The organism is Hoeflea sp. CAU 1731, from assembly GCF_039888615.1.
GTDB lineage: Bacteria > Pseudomonadota > Alphaproteobacteria > Rhizobiales > Rhizobiaceae > Flavimaribacter.
Map to the genome: position 1 here is coordinate 24145 of NZ_JBDQQS010000004.1, position 15288 is coordinate 39432.

Sequence of the window (15288 nt, forward strand, 5' to 3'; positions counted from 1 at the left end):
TCCCTATCCGGATATTTCCGACGCCGGCGCCGAATGGCGGCTCAGGCGTCGATCCTCCACTGAACGATCCGGCCTTCCAGACCGAGTTCCCGGCAAAACATGCGGAAAGCGAGAGCCTTGTCCGCCTGCTCGGCCGGCGCTGCGAAACAGACGTGCCGGCTGCGCGGCTTTCCGGACGGTGAAAACAGCGCCACTGGCCTGTGATGCGTCGCAAGCCACGCCTCGACCCGGCGAAGCGTACTGGCCGCCAGAACCGGATCCTCGCCCGGCGGAATGGTGACGCGCATGACATGCCAGCGACCTGTCATGGTTCGAGGCTCCCGTCATGCTAACTGCCGAATTCCATCGGCTGGCGCCTTCGCACGAGCTGCGACGCCGCGACAGCGAGAATGAGGCCGCCGCCATAGAAGAGGTCCTGAACGAAATTTGGTATCCCGAAGATCTGCAGGCCGGAAATACCGGTCGCAAGCAGCAGCACGCCGATCAGCGAGCCGACCGGATTGAACCTTCCGGGCACGATGCTGGTGGCGCCGAGAAAGGCGGCCGCGAAAGCCGGCAACAGCAGGCCGATGCGGGAGCTCGGATCCGCCGAGCCGTTCAGTCCTACGGCAAGAACGCCTGCAATCGCGGCGATGGCGCCCGAGCAGATCAGCGCCAGCGCGCGCACCGAAGCGACGCGTATCCCGGCGAGGCGGGCCACTTCGCGCGCCCGACCGACGAAGAGCAGCCTGCGCCCCGGCGTCGTGTATTCGAGGAAATACCAGATGATCGCGCACAGGATCAGCGCGTACCAGAACGACATGGACACCTCGAACAGGCGCGTCTGGTTGACCCAGCCGATGAGGGTGGGATTGGCGCCGAAGATCGAGATGGTGCGCGATCCGCTGATCCATTTCGCAATGCCGATGACGAAAGTCGCCATGCCGAGGGTGACGATCAGCGAATGAATGCGGAAAAAGACGATGAAGAAAGCATTGGCGGCCCCGATCGCTGCGCCAACCAGAAGTCCGAGGACGACTGCGACGAGTGTTGGCGAACCCAAACTGATCAGGATGGCGACCACCAGTGAGGACAGCGTCATGTTGGCGGCGATCGACAGATCGAAATCGCCTGCGGTCAGCGGCAGGAGCAGACCGAGCGTCAGGACGATCAGAACGCCTTGCGTGCCGAAGATCGTCGAGAAATTGGTCCAGCTGAAAAATCGCGAGGAACCATAGATACTGCTGTCGATAAAGGCGAACAGCGCGATCAGCAGAATCCAGATCCCGATAATCGCATAGCGCTCAAAGAACTTCTTTGGCACAGCCGGCGTCGGCGCCGATTTCGATCGTTCTTCCTGCAGGCGCAGGACTTTCGACTCGAGTTCCGCGAGCCGGGCTTCGTATTGGGCGATGGGATCGTTGTTGTGAGCGTCCAATGGAAGGGGTCCTTGCGCTTTACTCGACCAGCGCTGTCTGATCGACAGACTGGGCGGAATAACATTGAAATACGATCTCCTCCTTGGTGAGCCGCTCGCCCGTGAGTTCCGTCACCGGCCGCCCCTGTGCAAAGACGATAACGCGATCGCAGATCTGTGCGAGTTGTTCGGCGTCGGTGCTGGCGCAGACGATGGAGGCGCCCTCCCTGGCGGCCTTATCGATTGCGGCAAAAACCTGCTGGCGCGCGCCGACGTCCACGCCTTGCGTCGGCTCGTCGAGCAATAGCAGGCGCGGCTTGAGCTCCAGCCACTTGGCGAGCAACACCTTTTGCTGGTTGCCGCCGCTCAGGTTTTCCAGATTGAGGTCCGGATTGTTGGGCCTGACGTCGTGCGCTCCACCGGTTACCTGCGCCCATTGCCGCATGCCCAGCCGGTCCAGACCCAGCCTTCGTGCGAAATTCGCCATCGAGGGCAGAGTCATGTTGTCGGTGATCGGCAACGTGCCGGCGCCGCTTGCGCCAATGCGGTCGGCTGGCAGGAAGGCCATGCCGAGACCGATCGCCTTTTCCGGATTCATTTCACGCAGTCTGGTCTCTTTACCGTCAATCGACAGCATGCCGTCGAGCGCCGTGCGGGCGCCATAAATGAGCGACGGAATCTCGTCGAAACCGGAACCGATCAGACCGGTCAGGCCAAGCACCTCGCCGCCGGACAGATCGAACGAAACGTTGCGGCAGGTCGCGCCGGAAAGATCGTTGACGATGACAGCGCTGCGATCCGTCGATTTTTTCCTGTGCGTCGCCTGATAGGCGGTGACGCGCTTGCCGATGATCAGTTCGATGAAGTCTTCCGGCGAAGTGCGGTCGGTCTCGATGACGCCGGCAACCCGGCCGTCGCGAAGGACGGTCGCGCGGTCGGTGATCTCCATGATCTCGTCGACGTCGTGGCTGACAAAGATCACCGAGGCGTCCTTTTTCACCAACTGTCTGACAAGATTGAACAGTTTTTCCACGCCGATGCGCGGAAGAAACGGCGTTGGCTCGTCAAGCACCAGGATCCCTTCGCCGCCATGCGCCTCCTGCGCCGAGCGCACTTCCTCCATCGCGCGGACAATCGCGACGAGGCAGCGATCGACCTGCGGCAGATCCTGAATCTTCGCCGTCGGATCGATCGCCAGTTCATAGTCTGTCAGAATTCTGCGAATACGCTGGCTCTCGCCGCGCCAGTCGATCCGCCAGCGGTTTTGCGTCGCGAAATCGCTGAGGCATATGTTCTCTGTCACCGAAAGCGACGGTATCAGTCCAAGATGCTGATGGACAAACGCCATACCCAGTTCGCGGAACTGGCCGGGCGTCAGCGGCAGGGGAATTTCCCTGCCGTAGAGGACGAGCTTGGCGCCTGGCTGCGGCGCCAGAAATCCTGATAGGATTTTGATCAGGGTTGACTTGCCGGAACCATTCTGCCCCAGAAGTCCGTGCACTTCCCCGCGCGAAACGGAGAGGGAAACGCCGTCAAGTGCGACGGCGCCTCCGAAATGCTTGCTCAAATTTGTAATTTGCAGCGCTGGTGGCTTCTGCATCGGTCCAGCCTGTTGCGGGGTCTATTCCAGGCCCCACAATTTCTTGAAACCGCTGATCTCGCTGTCGCCATAGCCGCCATAGGTGGCCGGAACGCCCGCCGTCTCGACATTGCTGTCGTCGAACAGATAAAGCGGCGTGTTCAACTGGGTCACTTCGCCCTTGTCGCAGAGCAGGCGCATGGTGCCGTCGATGCTGGACCAACCAACCCATGCAAGGCTTTCGCCGACGTCCATCTCCACCAGATCGCCGTCACGGATCATGTCGAGAATGAACGGCGTGCCGTTGTAGCTGGCGATGCGCACGTCCTCGCGATTGGACAGGGTCAGCGCCGGAACGACGAAACCCGACATCGAATCGTAGATCGGCAGGATGTAGTTGATGCCCGGGTCGGCGACGAGGGCCGACTGGACTTCCGGCTGGATCTGGCTGCCCCATTCGACAACCGGAACGTTGACGTATTTGTGCTTGCAGTCAGGGCAGTTGGCGTCGAGATATTCCTGGATCGCCTTGACGAAAGGCCCAGTCGGAATGATCTCGTCCGAGCCGATGATCACCGCATTGACCTTTCCGCCTGTCTTTTCCATTGCCCAGGCCGCCATCAGCTGCCCGGCTTTGGTGTAGTCCATGGCGAAGTTGCCGTCGACGAGTTCACTCGGCGTCTGCGTGACGTCGTAGAGATGGGTCGCGACGATTTTCACGCCGGCGTCGCGGGCTTCGGCGAGCTGCGGGCCGATCGCTTCCGGCGGGATTCCGCCCTGGATGTCGATGACGTCATAGCCTTCCGAGACAGCCTGCTTCACGGCCTGGACCCACTGGTCGAGGTTGAGCTGGTTTTCGGACACTGTGAGTTCGAAACCGATCGCGTCGGCGGCTTCTTTCTGAGCCTTGGCGATCTCGACATTGAACGGATTTTCACTTGTCAGCGGTATGACATAGACCTTCTTTTCGGCCATGCAGGCCTTGGCGTCGAAAGCCTCGCCCGGTGCTTCGAAACTCGGCAGTTTGCTTGCCCCGTCTAGCATCGCCTTGGCGTCCTGAGCGTTCGCAGCGCTTGCAAAACCCGCCGTTGCGGCGAGCGCCACGAATGCCGAAATGCGCATTCCCTTGCATGCAGTCATTGATGTTCTCCTTGTTCCCCTGGACAGGCAAACGTTAGCACAGAGAATTTTATCAAACAATTGGTCTGGACAAATCACTTCGTTTGATGTGCTATTCATAGTCACAAGGGTGCAAACCATGAGGGGATTTGCATTGGCGCGCGGTATGCCGGAGGGTGTCCTATTCCCAGTGACGACCTACGAAAACCGGATTTTCCGTCTGACGTGGCCGGTCTCAAACGGATCGGCCGTGAGGTCAGGCAGAGGATTGGAGATCTGCTGCGGCAGGCGGGCCAGGGCAAAAGCAAGCAAGTGGAAAGGCGTTACATGAGTAATTCTGACGACTCGGTTCGCAAGTACGAACAGCGGATCGCCGAACTGGAAGCGCGGCTGCGCCGCATGGAAGCGTTCATGGATGGCGATGAAACGCCGCCGGCGATGCAAATTGCCGCCCGAAGAAACGTGCCGCGCATCGGCGAGGGCTATCGCCTTGGCGTGGATGTGGGCGGAACGTTCACCGATCTCATGCTCATCGACGAACGCACAGGCGATACCCACGTGGCCAAGGTGTCCTCGACGCCGAAGGATTCCTCGATCGGCGTTCTCAGCGGCATTGAGCGGATCTGTAGCCAGGCCGGAATCGATCCTACCGAAATCAACTATGTGATGCATGGAACAACCGTCGCCACCAACACCGTTCTGACCGGATCAGGCGCGCTGGTCGGACTGGTAACCACGCGTGGTTACCGGCAGGTGTTGCAGATCGCCAGGTCGTTTGTGCCGGGCGGTCTCGGCGGTTGGGTCATTTATAACAAGTCCGATCCGCTCGCCCCGCTGGAATTCACCATCGAGGCGAATGAACGCATCGCCGCCGACGGTTCTGTTGTTGAACCGCTCGACGAGAGCCGGCTGCGGCGCGATCTGCAGATCCTGAAGGACGGCGAGATCCAGGCCCTGACCGTCAGCCTTTACAACGCCTACACCAACGGCGTTCACGAGCGCATGGTGCGCGATGTAGCCCAGTCGGTGCTGCCTGGCATTCCGGTGTCCATTTCATCTGAAGTGATGCCGGAAATGTACGAATACGAACGGACGGAAACGACCGTGGTCAATTCCTACATCCGCCCGGTCGTCGCCAAATACGTCGAGAACCTGCATGGCGAACTCGATCGCCGCATGAACGGCGTTCGCCTCCAGATCCTGCGTTCCGACGGCGGCCTGTCGTCCGCGGACGCTGCCAAGTCGGCGCCGGTCAACCTGTTGATGTCGGGTCCGGCCGGCGGGGTGTCGGGCGCCATCTGGATCGCCAAACAGTCCGGCTACGAAGACCTGCTGACCTTCGACATGGGCGGCACCTCAACAGACGTGGCGCTGATCCAGAACGGCGTCGCCCAGACGCGGCGCGAGACGCGCGTCGCGGACGTGACGGTGCGCGCGCCGTCCATCGATGTGCGGACCGTGGGCGCCGGCGGCGGTTCGGTCGCCTACGTTCCTGAACTCACCAAGGCGCTTCGCGTCGGGCCGAAATCCGCCGGCGCCGATCCGGGGCCGGCCGCCTATGGCCGCGGCGGCCTGGAGCCGACCGTTACCGACGCCAATATCGTTCTCGGCTACTTGCCGGCCGCGGCCCGTCTCGGCGGCGACATGGCGATGGACGTATCGCTGGCCGAAAAGGCGGTCGGAACCGTCGCCGATGCGCTCGGCCTTCCGGTCAAAAAGGCCGCCGAAGGCATCTACGACATCGTCAACGAGAACATGTTCGGCGCGCTTCGGCTGGTGTCAGTCGAGCAAGGCTACGATCCGCGCAACTTTGCGCTTGTCGCCTTCGGCGGCGCTGGTCCTCTGCACGCCAATGCGCTCGCCAAACTCATGGGATCGTGGCCGGTGATCGTGCCTCCGGGGCCGGGCGTGCTTTGCGCCTCCGGCGACGCGACGACGCGTCTGCGCGACGAAGCCTCGCGCACGCTGGTTGTGCGGGTGGAAAACACCAGCGACCGGACGATCCGGAACGAACTGGAGGAACTGGCGAGCCAGGCCGCCAAGAGCCTTGAGGGCGAAGGCGTCGAACGCCACGATCAGACCGTCGCCTACGAAATCGACCTGCGTTACGCCGGCCAGGGCACCTCGCTCTCGGTTCCGGTGACGCCGGAACATTTCGACCGCGAGGGCCTGAAGGGCGTGACGAAGCACTTCGACGACATGCATCACCAGATGTTCACCTTCAATCTCGACCAGCCGCACGAACTGGTCAATCTCAGGGCCGTGGTCCAGGGCAAGGAAACCATGGTGACGGCCCGCAAGCTCGATACGGGCGGCGGCGATCCGTCCCGGGCGAAAACCGCTGAAACAACGGTGTTCTGTGACGGGGAAGATCGGAAGGCCGCCATCTACGACCGCGAGAAGTTGAGGACGGGCGATCGCATCGCCGGTCCCGCCATCGTGACGGAGATGGATTCCACCACCCTCATCCTGCCGGATCACTATGCGGAGGTCGACGCCGTCGGCAGCCTGCTGATCCGCCCCGTGTCTTGAATCAAACCTGCAAGGGAACAACGCCATGCCGGCCAAGATCATTCAGAAAAACGACACCCCCTTCAACAGGGTCGATGTCGAACCGATAACCCTCGACATCATCGAGAACGCCCTGCGCAACGCACGAACCGAAATGGACGCCGTGCTGTTTCGCACCGCCATGTCGCCGGGCATCCGCGAACAGCACGACGCATTTCCCATGATCGCCAATTCGGCGGGCAAAATGGTCGTTGGCCAGTTCGGCTCCTTCATCCACGGCTTTACGGAAGGCTATGACGGGGTAATCGAGGATGGCGACATCTTCCTGACAAACGACCCGTACTCCTGCAACGGCGCGGTCAGCCATCTCAATGACTGGCTAACGATGAAGCCGATCTTCCGGGAAGGCCGGCACGTCGCCTGGGCGGCGATGTTCGGCCACCTGACGGATGTCGGCGGCCGGGTGCCGGGCAGCCTGCCGACCGATGCGCACATGATCTTCGAGGAAGGCATCCAGATTCCTCCAGTCAAGATCTACCATCGCGGCGAGGTCAACCAGGAAGTCCTGAACATGTGCCTGCGCAACACGCGCACGGAAGAGTGGAACAAGTCGGACTTCAACGCCATCGTCGCGGCCCTCAGGCTCGCCGAACGCCGCGTGCACGAGATCTGTGACCGTTTCGGCGACGATACCTTCTACTCCGCGATGGAAGACATGCTCGACCGTAACTTCCAGGCGATGAAGGCGATCATCCACATGGTGATCCCGGAATCCTCGAACAAGTTCTACTTTGAAGACTATATCGACGACGACGGCATCGGCATGGGCCCGTACAAGGTGGCCTGCAGCCTCTGGCGCGAAGGCGACGTGGCGATCTTCGACTTCGAGGGCACGGATCCGCAATCGGTGAGTTCGGTGAACTTTCTCCTGAACGAGGAGATGTTCAAGATGTTCCTCGGCGCCTTCACGATCAACCTGTTCGACCCGCAGATCCTGTTCAATGACGGCTTTTATCCGCTGGTCGAGGTCCGCATCCCGCGAGGCACGATCCTCAAGCCGGTGCGGCCGGCGGCGCTGTCCTGCCGAACCCACATGCTCGGACGCATCTTCGACATCATGGGCGGCCTGCTCGGCCAGGGAGCGCCGGATGCGCTGAACGCCGCCGGCTTCTCCGACAGCCCGCACTTCATGTATTCGGGCTATAATTCGGAAGGCGAATGGTACCAGCTTTACCAGATCGGCTTTGGCGGAATTCCGGGTCGGCCGGTTGGCGACGGTCCGGACGGACACTCGCTGTGGCCGGCATTCATGAACGTGCCGAACGAGTTTCTGGAAGCTTACTTTCCGCTTCGGATCGTGACTTACGAGACCATTCCGGATTCCGGCGGCGCCGGCCTGCACCGCGGCGGAAACGGCGTGTCGCTCGGCTACCAGTTCCTCGAACCCGGCGAAATCTCGATCCACGACGACCGTTGGCTCACCTATCCGTGGGGCGTCAACGGCGGTACGCCCGGCGCGCGCTCCACCAAGCTCCTTGCCCGCAAGGACGGCTCGAAGGAACACCTTCCGTCCAAATGCGACAAGGTGAAGGTCGAGCCCGGAGACACGCTCTTCTTCAATACCTGGGGCGGCGGCGGCTGGGGCGACCCGCTGAAGCGCGAGGCCTCCAAGGTCGCGATGGACGCCCGGCGCGGTCTGGTCACCGTCGCGGGAGCGCGACGCTACGGCGTGGTGCTGCGTGACGATTTCTCCCTCGAAGAGGGCGAAACCAGGCGCCTGCGCGAACGCATGGAAGCCGACCGCGGCGAACTGCCGATGTTCGACCGCGGCGGCAGCATCGAGGATCTGAAGGCGCGGTGCCGCGCCGAAACGCATCTTGATCCGCCGCGCGCGCCCATCTTCCAGAAATGGATGAAGCGCGAGAAGGCGGCGCAGGCCGCCGAATGACGTGATGGCGCAAACGGCGAGCGAAACCTCCCGCACAGACGACCCGATACCTCAGGCGCAACTCGCCGGCGAGGTGTCGTCGGTGCTGGACACGCTCGCCGCCGGCGGGGTGGCGATCATCCCGCTTGACGTCGCCTACGCCATCGTCGCGTCCGGCGAAGAGGGTATAAGACGCATCTTCACGGCGAAGAACCGCTCCTACGACAAGCCGTCCGGCATGTTCGGCAACTGGGCGCTCTCGGGCGAGGTTCACATCATGGACGACGACCGTCACGCCATGGTCAAAAGCGTCATCGAGGAGGACCGGTTGCCGTTCTCGGTCGTCGCTCCCTTCCGCGCGGATCACCCGATTTTCGCCCGGGTGGCGCCCTTCGTGCTCGCCAACTCCTCCAGGGCCGGCACGCTCGACATGTTGCTGAACGCCGGTCTTGTGCACGACGAGGTCGCCCGGCAGGCGGTCGAACGGGGACAGCCCGTGTTCGGTTCATCGGCCAACACGTCGCTCGCCGGCTCGAAATACCGGTATGCGGATATCGAGGAGCAGGTCCGTAAGGCCGCAGATATGCATCTCGACCATGGCCTCAGCAAATACGTCAACGCCGAAGGGCGCTCCAGCACGATCATCGATTTCGGGGATTTCCACGTTGTGCGCGTCGGCGTCTGTTTCGACCGTCTGAAGGAGATCTTCCGGAACCGGTTCGACGTGTCGCTGACCGTCGACGAAAGGACAGCACAATGACGGATGCATACGAAACGTTCGGGTATCAGCCCGACTCCCGGATCGGTTTCGGCAAGAAGCCTGGCGTCGTCGTCGTCGACTTCCAGACCGCTTTCACCGATCCGAACTTTCCGCTCGGCAAGAGCCCGATGATCGGTTCCGCCGTCGAAGCGACGGCGACGCTGCTCAAGGCGGCGCGGGCGGCGAACGCGCCGGTCGCCAATGTCTACACTGCTTACTCCAGCGCGCGTGACGCGCCCTACTGGAAGGTGCCGACGGTGGTCAACGAATTCCATCACGGCAAGCCGGGCACGGAGTTCGAGCCGCGCACCTATGACGCGTCCTACGACACCGTGTTCTGCAAGACGGGACCTTCGGTCTTCTTCCAGACAGCCGTCGTCCAGCTCTTCATCAAGGAACGGGTCGACACCGTCTTCGTCACCGGCTGCACCACGTCCGGCTGCATCCGCGCCAGCGTCATCGACGCTTTTTCCTACGGCTTTCGGGTGATGGTTCCCGAACCCTGCGTCGCCGACATGGAGGAGGGGCCGCACCGCGACAATCTCCGGGACATCGGCCGCCGCTACAGCGACATCCTCGATCTCGACGAGTCCCTGGCCTATTTCGAGGAAATAAGGAAAAGGAACGCGGCCGACTGACGGCGCTGTTCCTGCCTACCCGAACAAGCGGGAAAGCACGCCGCGTTCTTTCGGCGCCGCGCCTTCCTGCTCGATGAGGTTCTGGAGAGCGTCCAGCGTTCGGCTCAACAGCCGGTCCCGCTGGTCGATCTCCTTCTTGCGGTCCTGGTTGGACTGGTTGGCCTTTTCGAGCGCTGCCAGCGACTGCTCCAGCACGGCGTCGTAGCGGGCAAGCGTCGCATCCGCTGCGCCGGCGTTAACTTCCGCAGGCGCTCCGCCGCCCTGTGACTGCAGGGCGGAGATGTATCGCTGCGAGAGTTCCTCCTGCATTCTTATGGCGTTCTGCAGGGCGTCCAGCGTCTGGGTCAGGTAACGGTCGCGCTGCTCTATTTCCTTTTTCCAGCCGCCGTTTTCCCGGTGCGCGGCTTCGAGGGCGGAAAGCGACCGTTCGAGCATGGCGTCGTAGCGGGCGATCGTTGCTTGGGTGGAACCGTCGTCTGATTTCGGCGCCGTCGATCCGGATGCGGAGGCCAGTCGCTCCGACATCGTTTCCTGCATCCGCATTGCTTTCTGCAGTGCGTCCAGCGTCTGGTTCAGATAGCGGTCGCGCTGCTCGATCTCCTGTTTCTGGCTGTGGTTCGCCTTGTGCGCTGCTTCGAGCGCCGCAAGCGAGCGATCGAGCATGGCGTCGTATTTCGAGATCGTCGCGTCGATTTCGCGATCGGTTACGGATACCGATGAGGCCTTTTCGCGGCCGCCATTGGCGAAGGTCGTCGACATGCGTTCCTGCGCGCTCAAAGCCCGGTCCAGCAATCCCAGCGTATGATCGAGGTTCGCCTGCAGATCCTGCTTGTCGCCGGTCAGTTGCTCTGCGCGGGCGACGGCGCGGTCAAGCAGCCCGATCAGGCGCTCGTAGTCCAGAGAAGAAAGCTCGCGCACGGGTGCGGCGCTTCCCTCGGCCCGGCTCTTCAGCCGGTCAGCGGTCCGGTCGTAGCGATCGAGCAAGGCCAGCTGACGCTCGACCAGCGCTTCCAGTTGGGCGATGCGCGCATTGCGTTTTTCCAGCTTGCGTCTGAGCTTGTCGATATCTTTTGACAATTCCGCTTCCGTTCCGGGAGTCTGCCGTACAGCAGCATGCATCCTTGACCGACTCCCGTGCCCTCGACGTTAGAAATCAAACCGCGGCAGAGAGCCGTCAATAGATCGGATAATCTCATTTTTTGGTTACCAATCAGTAACTCGGGGTCAATCCATGTTGCCTGTCAAGGGCGCTCGACCTATAATTTGTCCATACAAAGTGAGGCCAATGGCATTCTCGCACAGCGGCGGAGACATCATGACGACCAGGGTCGACATCATCGAAGTATCGCCACGCGACGGCATCCAGAACGAGAAAACTCTGCTGTCGACGCAAACCAAGCTCGAGCTGATAGACCGCGCGACTGCGGCAGGCGTCAGGGCGTTCGAGGTCACCAGCTTCGTCAATCCGAAGCGTGTCCCGCAAATGGCCGATGCGGGCGAGGTCGCCCAGGGGCTGAAAAAACGCTCCGATACGCGTTACATCGGCCTGGTCCTTAACGAACGCGGCTTCGAGCGGGCGCGGCTTTCCGGTCTCGAGGACGTGAATTGCGTCGTCGTCGCCACCGAGACCTTCAACCGCCGCAACCAGGGCGTCGCCGTCGACGACACGATGGCGGATATCGCCCGCATCGCCGCGATGGCGCATGACAGCGGCGTCCGCATGGGCGTGACGATTGGCGCGGCCTTTGGCTGTCCCTTTGAGGGCGAGGTGACAGTCGAGCGGGTAACCGAAATCGCCGCCAGGCTTGCCGAACTCAAACCTTTCGAAATCGCTCTGGCTGACACGATCGGCGTCGCGGCGCCGAGCGACATCAAGGCCAAATTTTCCGCAGTCGCCCGCGAGATCGGCGGCGTTCCGCTGCGGTGCCACCTGCACAACACCCGCAACACCGGGCTCGCCAATGCGGTGGCCGCCATCGAATCCGGCGTGACCCGCATCGATTCATCCATCGGCGGCGTCGGCGGATGTCCGTTTGCGCCGGCGGCGACCGGCAATATTCCCACCGAGGACCTCGTCTACATGCTCGACCGTATGGGCGTCGAAACCGGCGTGGACGCACAGGCGCTGATAGACACCGCGCACTGGCTCGGTACAATGCTCGGCGTCAGCCCGCCCGGCATGCTGCAGCGCGCCGGAATGTTTCCACCGGCGGCCGGCGAGGCCGCCTGAACAGATCGGAGTGAGCGCATGGCCGAAGAAACGGATATCTATCGCAATCAGGGCTTCGGCAATGCCGTTGGCATGGGCAAGAACCCGGCCTTGATCATTGTCGATTTCGTCATCGGCTTCACGGATCCAAAACATTTCGGCGGCGGCAATATCGCGCCGGCCATCGAAAAGACGGTGGATCTCTTGGCTTTCGCCCGCAAGAAGGAATGGCCGATCGTCCATACGCGCGTGGTCTACCAGGAAGACGGATCGGACGCCGGCGCCTTTGCGCGCAAGGTGCCCAGTCTCCTGAAGCTGACGCCCGACAGCGAACTGTCGCAGATCGTGCCGGAGCTGACGCCGCGTCCGGGCGAGCTCATCCTCTGCAAGCGCCAGGCCTCGGCCTTCTTCGCCAGCGAACTCGCCGCCTGGCTGACCTATCGCGGCGTCGACACCACGCTGGTGACGGGCTGCACCACCTCGGGATGCGTCCGCGCCACCGTGATTGATTCCGTCAGCAGCAATTTCGGGACGATCGTGGTGACCGATTGCGTGGGCGACAGGGCGATTGAACCCCACAACGCCAACCTGTTCGACATGGGCCAGAAATACGCCGACCTGATGGAGAGCAGCGAGATCTACGCTCATTTCGGCGAATACCGCGCGGCCTGAAGCGCGTTCTCCACTGATTGCTTGTGGAGCGGGGCAGACGAACGGACGGATTTCCTCTAACCGTTGTAAGTGACGGATTTGGGTCTCCGGGGCAGTGACGGATATGGAGCAGATGGTCATTCAGGACATCGATACGGGCGGATCGGACCGCCCGCGCTACCAGCAGATCTATGCGATGCTGCGTGAACGCATCAGCTCGGGCGCCTATCCGATCGGCAGCAACCTGCCGACGGAGGTGGAGTTCTGCGACGAGTTCAACGTCAGCCGCTACACGGTGCGCGAAGCGCTGCGCCGCCTCGTCGATCAGGGCATGCTTGCCCGCAGACAGGGGTCCGGCAGCGAGATCATCGCCACGGAGCCGCATCGCAATTTCGTCCATCAGGTCCGTTCGCTGGCGGACCTGTTCCAGTATGCGCTCGACACGCATCTCGATATTCGCGCCATCAAAAAAATACGACTGCCGGCAAAGATCGCGACCGCGGTCGGCGGCGAGGCCGGGTCGACGTGGCTAGAGATCAAGAGCGTGCGCCGGACCCACAAGAACGGCGAGCCGATCTGCGTCACGCACTCCTATATTCCCGACCGGCTGGCCGCGATCGAACCGGACATCCCGGACTGCGTCGGCCCGCTTTACGCGCTGCTGGAGGAACGCTCCGGCGAGACGATCACGAACGCCTCCCAGGAGATCGGCGCCGAACCCATGACAAAGGCGGTCGCCAATGCGCTGGGCCGTGAGCCTCGCGCCGTCGCGCTGCGCCTGTTGCGACGCTATTCGTCCCGCAAGGGCACGCTGATCGCCTCGTATAACTGGCACCCCGGCGACAGCTTCACCTATTCCATGGACCTGCAGCGCAATCCGAGCCACTGACAGAACGCCGAACAGCGCGGCGGGCTGCAGAGGACCATGGTGAACAGAAGTAAGGGTGGCTCGCCGGCGCAAAGCGAGCCACCCTTGCGGCGCCACTGTCATGTAAGTGAGAGGCCGCTACAGAAGTTGCTATCGCAACAACTCTTGATGTGTTTGTGACAATTACCACGCGGAAGGTGATTTTCAGGCGACAGGCCGCATCTTTGCTGCTTTGACGCGTAAAATTTGTCGCCGCTATTCCTCACGCCGATGACTGCAGTTTCCGGACCATGATTGTGTTTCGGCTTAGCCGCGCCTGAGCCGCATGGCGTTTTTCCGCGCCGCGGCGCCGATGGGCTGGACCAGCGCCTCGGCCACGAGGAGCGGGTCTTGCCGGGTTGCAACGGCGGCCGCCGCCCGTTCAGCCGCCTTGGCGAAGGCCGAGGGTTTTTCGAAGACCATTCTGGTCAATTCCACCGGCGTCAGTGAACCGTTCGCAAACTTGACGCTTCTGCGCCAGATGACTTCGTGAGAGGCCAGCCCCAAATGCACATAGGCGGAGCTCAGTCGATTCCAGGATTCGGCCCATGTGAGGAGAGTCTGCATTCCGTACATTCAATCGATCCTGTTGTCCTGATCGTGGGCGAAGCCCGGCGACGGTCGATTTCAGACCTTGACCTCCCGGCACAAAGAACGCCCGCAAAGCGCGGCGGTTCCGGCGTGAGAGTCTTATAGGCCGGATGCGCTGAATCAATCGATCGGGAGTTGATTCCGCTGTGGCGTGAAGAATTGAAGTGCCTGGTGAATTGGATGCTAGAGCAGCGCCTGATTGCGGTTGTCCCTCACAATATCCTGCCAAGGTTGTTCCTGCCACCAATCAGGACCGGTATGTTTAGGTGCCCAGAAGCCTTCAAACCATCTCGAAGGGTTGACGCGGCCAGCGTTCGCTTCATTCAGGCAGATCATGGAATGATGCGACTCCCACAGAGAAACGACAACGACCGACATGTCTTTTGGATAAAGGTAGTTCGGGGTCGGTCCGCCAACTTGCCGGACCGTTCGATCCGGTGCTTTCAGGTCGGTGGTTCGAACCTCTCTCGTTTCCTTATGGGTCTGGCTCTCTATGATAATCTGATTCTTGCCGAGCGCCTCGAATAACTCACCCAACGGTTTCTCCAAAATGGCGGGGAATGCGTCCGGTTCGGGCATGAGCAAGCCATCGCTTTGCACAATGGAATAGAGTTTTTTCGCCAGCTCCGGCGATCGAAGCACATTCTTGAGTGTAATCGCCTGAGACAGAACGGCGTGGTAGGTCTCGGCGATGCTGCTGAAGCCGCAGCAGTCAGCAATTTCCTGCCAGGCGACGGGAGTTCCTTTCTGCTTTGCATAGACATCGAAATTCCATTGTTCCTTTGTGAACTGGGCGCGGAAGGGATGTTGTGCTGGTATGTCTTCCCACTCGATACAATGGTCGAAATAGTCCGGAAGACTCATCGCGCCGATGTCGACAAACGGATGTGGAACAACGAAGACACTTGGCAGGTCGCCGCGAGAAGCTTCCACATAGTATTCGTTCCAGTAATCGTATTTCATGATGTCAGGCGTTTGACCGTATCGGTATCGTCGAAGA

14 protein-coding genes are annotated in these 15288 nt (G+C 61.5%); 7 read left to right on the forward strand and 7 right to left on the reverse strand.

Annotation, left to right across the window (positions count from 1 at the left end):
* Nucleotides 1–41 precede the first annotated feature (41 nt).
* From AAFN47_RS08200 to AAFN47_RS08215, 4 genes are read right to left on the reverse strand one after another with little or no spacing between them, the layout of a single operon-like run.
* Complete coding sequence (locus tag AAFN47_RS08200) at nt 42–308, reverse strand: hypothetical protein (RefSeq protein ID WP_499808727.1); 267 nt, start codon at nt 306–308, stop codon at nt 42–44.
* 20 nt (nt 309–328) lie between these two features.
* Nucleotides 329–1417: an ABC transporter permease gene (locus AAFN47_RS08205; protein ID WP_499808728.1), complete on the reverse strand. Its 1089-nt coding sequence runs from the start codon at nt 1415–1417 to the stop codon at nt 329–331.
* 19 nt (nt 1418–1436) lie between these two features.
* Nucleotides 1437–2996, reverse strand: coding sequence for a sugar ABC transporter ATP-binding protein (locus AAFN47_RS08210; RefSeq protein WP_499808729.1), 1560 nt, complete (start codon nt 2994–2996; stop codon nt 1437–1439).
* A gap of 21 nt (nt 2997–3017) precedes the next feature.
* Entirely contained in the window at nt 3018–4115 is a 1098-nt protein-coding gene (locus tag AAFN47_RS08215) for a sugar ABC transporter substrate-binding protein (protein WP_499808730.1), read from the reverse strand.
* A gap of 306 nt (nt 4116–4421) precedes the next feature.
* Between AAFN47_RS08215 and AAFN47_RS08220 the strand changes: the two genes are divergently transcribed.
* Genes AAFN47_RS08220 through AAFN47_RS08235 form a run of 4 tightly spaced genes read left to right on the forward strand, consistent with a single transcriptional unit; the run spans nt 4422 to nt 9930 of the window.
* Complete coding sequence (locus AAFN47_RS08220) at nt 4422–6626, forward strand: hydantoinase/oxoprolinase family protein (RefSeq protein ID WP_499808731.1); 2205 nt, start codon at nt 4422–4424, stop codon at nt 6624–6626.
* A gap of 25 nt (nt 6627–6651) precedes the next feature.
* On the forward strand, nt 6652–8553 hold the full coding sequence (locus AAFN47_RS08225) for a hydantoinase B/oxoprolinase family protein (RefSeq protein ID WP_499808732.1): 1902 nt from the start codon (nt 6652–6654) through the stop codon (nt 8551–8553).
* A gap of 4 nt (nt 8554–8557) precedes the next feature.
* Complete coding sequence (locus AAFN47_RS08230) at nt 8558–9292, forward strand: L-threonylcarbamoyladenylate synthase (protein WP_499808733.1); 735 nt, start codon at nt 8558–8560, stop codon at nt 9290–9292.
* Nucleotides 9289–9930 carry an isochorismatase family protein gene (locus tag AAFN47_RS08235; RefSeq protein ID WP_499808734.1) on the forward strand — a complete coding sequence of 214 codons (642 nt, stop codon included), beginning with the start codon at nt 9289–9291 and terminating at the stop codon, nt 9928–9930. The genes AAFN47_RS08230 and AAFN47_RS08235 overlap by 4 nt, the downstream gene beginning before the upstream one ends.
* A gap of 15 nt (nt 9931–9945) precedes the next feature.
* Here AAFN47_RS08235 and AAFN47_RS08240 read toward each other — a convergent pair whose 3' ends face one another.
* Nucleotides 9946–11007, reverse strand: coding sequence for a hypothetical protein (locus AAFN47_RS08240; protein WP_499808735.1), 1062 nt, complete (start codon nt 11005–11007; stop codon nt 9946–9948).
* 238 nt (nt 11008–11245) lie between these two features.
* On the opposite strand from AAFN47_RS08240, the gene AAFN47_RS08245 reads away from it, so the two are divergent.
* The 3 genes from AAFN47_RS08245 (at nt 11246) to AAFN47_RS08255 (ending at nt 13679) form a co-directional block, all read left to right on the forward strand.
* Entirely contained in the window at nt 11246–12160 is a 915-nt protein-coding gene (locus AAFN47_RS08245; protein WP_499808736.1) for a hydroxymethylglutaryl-CoA lyase, read from the forward strand.
* A gap of 18 nt (nt 12161–12178) precedes the next feature.
* Nucleotides 12179–12811, forward strand: a complete 633-nt coding sequence (locus AAFN47_RS08250; protein WP_499808737.1) for an isochorismatase family protein — start codon at nt 12179–12181, stop codon at nt 12809–12811.
* Nucleotides 12812–12914: 103 nt separating this feature from the next.
* A complete protein-coding gene (locus AAFN47_RS08255; RefSeq protein ID WP_499808738.1) occupies nt 12915–13679 on the forward strand; it encodes a GntR family transcriptional regulator in 765 nt (254 codons plus the stop codon).
* Between the two features lie 285 nt (nt 13680–13964).
* Here the strand turns inward: AAFN47_RS08255 and AAFN47_RS08260 are convergent, their stop codons facing one another.
* Nucleotides 13965–14273 carry a hypothetical protein gene (locus AAFN47_RS08260; RefSeq protein ID WP_499808739.1) on the reverse strand — a complete coding sequence of 103 codons (309 nt, stop codon included), beginning with the start codon at nt 14271–14273 and terminating at the stop codon, nt 13965–13967.
* Between the two features lie 198 nt (nt 14274–14471).
* Nucleotides 14472–15251 carry a DUF2711 family protein gene (locus tag AAFN47_RS08265; protein ID WP_499808740.1) on the reverse strand — a complete coding sequence of 260 codons (780 nt, stop codon included), beginning with the start codon at nt 15249–15251 and terminating at the stop codon, nt 14472–14474.
* Nucleotides 15252–15288: the final 37 nt, after the last annotated feature.